The organism is Tenacibaculum aiptasiae, from assembly GCF_008806755.1.
GTDB classification, from domain to species: Bacteria; Bacteroidota; Bacteroidia; order Flavobacteriales; family Flavobacteriaceae; genus Polaribacter; species Polaribacter aiptasiae.
Genome location: NZ_WAAU01000082.1, coordinates 1 through 3,386 on the forward strand (window position 1 = coordinate 1; position 3,386 = coordinate 3,386).

Annotated in this window: 1 protein-coding gene; it reads left to right on the forward strand. The window is 34.6% G+C overall.

The genetic code is table 11. From position 1 onward, the window contains the following. A partial coding sequence (locus tag F7018_RS18070; protein WP_150901499.1) for a T9SS type B sorting domain-containing protein occupies positions 1 to 3,215 on the forward strand: 3,215 nt, incomplete at its 5' end. Positions 3,216 to 3,386 lie beyond the last annotated feature (171 nt).

Below are 3,386 nucleotides of genomic sequence, written 5' to 3' on the forward strand. Positions count from 1 at the left end.
CTAATACTTATACAATCACGGGAACAGGAACTAATAGTTGTACAACAGATGTAGTAGTAACTATTTCTGAAAATGCAATAGTGGATGCTTCAGCAGCTATAACAGTAACAGAGTTTGGATGTACAACAGGGAATACAACAAATAATGCAACAGTAACAGTAAACCCAGCTAACATTACTGGAGGAACAGGAACTTATGTTAGAGCAATATTTGTATATGATAACGGAACACCAGGAGACACAACTGATGATATTACTCAAGACAGTACATCATTTAGTTTTGGAGTTACCAATGAAGCAGGAGGAAATGTATCTGTAACTGTATTTGATGATAAAGGATGTATTGATACAGAAACAGTAACAATCCAACCATTTGAAAGATTAATAGATGCAGCAATTACAGTAACTAAAGCAATTGATTGTGCTACAGGAGAAGATATTACAGTTAAAATAAATCCAGATATAGCAAATGCAAGTTATACGATAACAGGAGCAGCTACAGGATTTACGGCAACACAAGTAGTGCCAGTAGCAACAGACGCAGCAACATTTACTGGATTAGCAACAGATAACTATACAATAACTATTACTCATCCAGTAACAGGATGTATTTTATCAACAGCTCATATAGTTGGAGATGCACCAGAGTTTGAATTAATTGTAGATAATATCCAAAGAGCATGTTTCGGAGGAAATGGAAGTGTAGACTTAAGCTTCAACCCGGTAACACCATATGCAGATATTTATACTTATGAGATATTTAATGTAGGTGGAGCAACAACAGGAATAACAGGAAATGGAACAGGAAATGTTACAACAACAATTAATAATTTACCAGCAGGTAATTACTATGCGGTTATAACTATGCCAAATTCACCATTCTGTTCTGCTAGATCTGCTAACTTTACAATAGATCAGCCAGCAAATGATTTAACATTAGCACATGCATTGACATATTTAAAGTGTAACCAAGCAGACTCAGGTGAAGTTAAATTAACTGCTCAAGGAGGTTGGGGAGTTTACGAATATGAATTAGTAAATTTAACAACTGGAACAACAGTTCAAGCTTATAATAATAATGATGCTATTACAGGTTTAACAGCAGGTAATTATCAAGCAACGGTTAGAGATGCTAACAATTGTACAGAAGTAATAACGTTCCAATTAGATGCAGGAACAACAATTACTGGTGCATTTACAGTAACGCCAAACGATTGTATTGGAGAAAGTACAGCTACGATTGAAGTTACAGGTGTAACAGGAGGTCAATTACAAGCAGCACCATTAACATATACTTATGTATTAGAGTTACCAGATGGAACAAGAACAACAAGTCAAGCATCACCTATATTCACTAATTTACCAGCAGGTAATGGATATTCAGTGATTGTGTCTGATGGATATTCTTGTGATGGAAGAGTGGGACCAATTAATATTGTTGATCCAACTGAAGCAACAGCAACAGCTAATATTACAGCAGATATTACTTGTAATAGACCACAAGCTTCTGTAGAAGTAACAGGATCTGGAGGTAATGGACCATACATGTATAGTAACGATGGAATTAACTTCGTTAACAACCCAATATTTAATGTAGGAGCAGGAGAACATCAGTTCTATGTAAGAGACAACCAATTATGTATATCTGATCCAACTACTATAACTATTGATCCTTACGAAGCATTAGTAGCTACTTTAGATACAAGTGCAGCAATCATAACATGTAACGGGGATAGTAATGCTGTATTATCTGCAAATGTTACAGGAGGTTTAGGTAACTACGAGTATCAGTTATTAGATAATACAAATGCAGTAATAAGTGGATGGCAACAATCAAACTCATTTGGAGGATTAAATGTTGGTATATACAAGATAGCTGTAAGAAGTACCAATGCAGCAGGAGATGTTTGTACAACTGAAACTGCAGAGCATCAAATAACTGAACCACTACCATTAAGTGGTAACGCAGTTCCAACACATGTAACATGTTTTGGTGGAAACACGGGATCTATTACTGTTAATGCTTTTGATGGAAATGGAGATTACGAGTACAATATTACAGCAGTACCAGATAGACCAGAGTTCCCTGCTGATAAATATGTGAAGAATAATGTGTTTGAAAACTTATCTGCTGGAGTATATATGATAACTATTAAAGATGTAATAGGATGTCCATTAGCTCCAATACAAGTTACAATTACAGAACCAACAGAATTAAACATTGGATTGGTTAATGTAACAGAGCAAACATGTTTAAATGATCCAACACCTACAATTACAGTAGATGTCCAAGGAGGAACACAACCTTACTTTATTAGTATAAATAATGTTGAGTTAGCAACACCATATTCTCAAAACCAAATTACATTAGGTAGTGCAGAAGGTATTGCAGCAAATACAGTTTATGTAATAAGTGTAAGAGATAGTGGAGGAGGATGTGCGCCAAAAGCATTATCACCTTTAACTACAATAGATCCTGTAGACTTGAGATTAACTGTTGATTTTGAATATACATGTCCATCAGGAAATATAATTAAAGCAATTGTTGATGATCAATATAAGAATTCGATGTCTTATACGTTATTTGATGGAAGTGGTACAGCAGTAACAACAAATACAACAGGAGAGTTTATTGATGTTGCAGCTGGTAATGGATATACAGTAACAGCAACTCATACAGTAACAGCTTGTTCAGAGAGTTCAACAAGTAGCCCAATAGATATTCAAGATATACAAGCCTTGACTATGACTATTGATGATTCTCAAAAGAATAAGTTAATTGCTAATGTAGACTTCGGTTTACCACCATATAACTTTACAGTAGATGGAGTTGATATGGGAAGTGATAATGAATTTACAATCTTACAAACTAAAGATTATACTATTACAGTAAGAGATGCTAGAGGATGTGAATTAACATTAACAGTTAGAGGAGTATATGTTACAATAACAGTTCCAAATATATTTACACCAGATGGAGATGGAATAAATGATTACTGGTATCCTTTAGAAGTTGAAGATTACCATAACCTAAGAGTATTTATTTACGATAGGTATGCAAGAAAGATTCAAAACTTCCAAGGAGTTCAACAAGGATGGGATGGATTATATGAAGGAAAACCTTTACCATCTGGAGATTACTGGTATACTATTTACTATAATGAATTATCAGGTGAAGAGAAGAAAATAATGGGTCACTTTACACTATATAGATAAGAATGAGAAAAATATTAATAATAGCAAGCATCGTAATTTCTAGTGTAAAATTAGTTGCTCAAGAGGTAAATTTACCTCAGTACATAAATCACATGGCAGATAACCCCTTTTTAATATCACCAACCTTTGCGGGTATTGGTGCGGGGTTGCAGGTGAGATTGAATGGAGTTA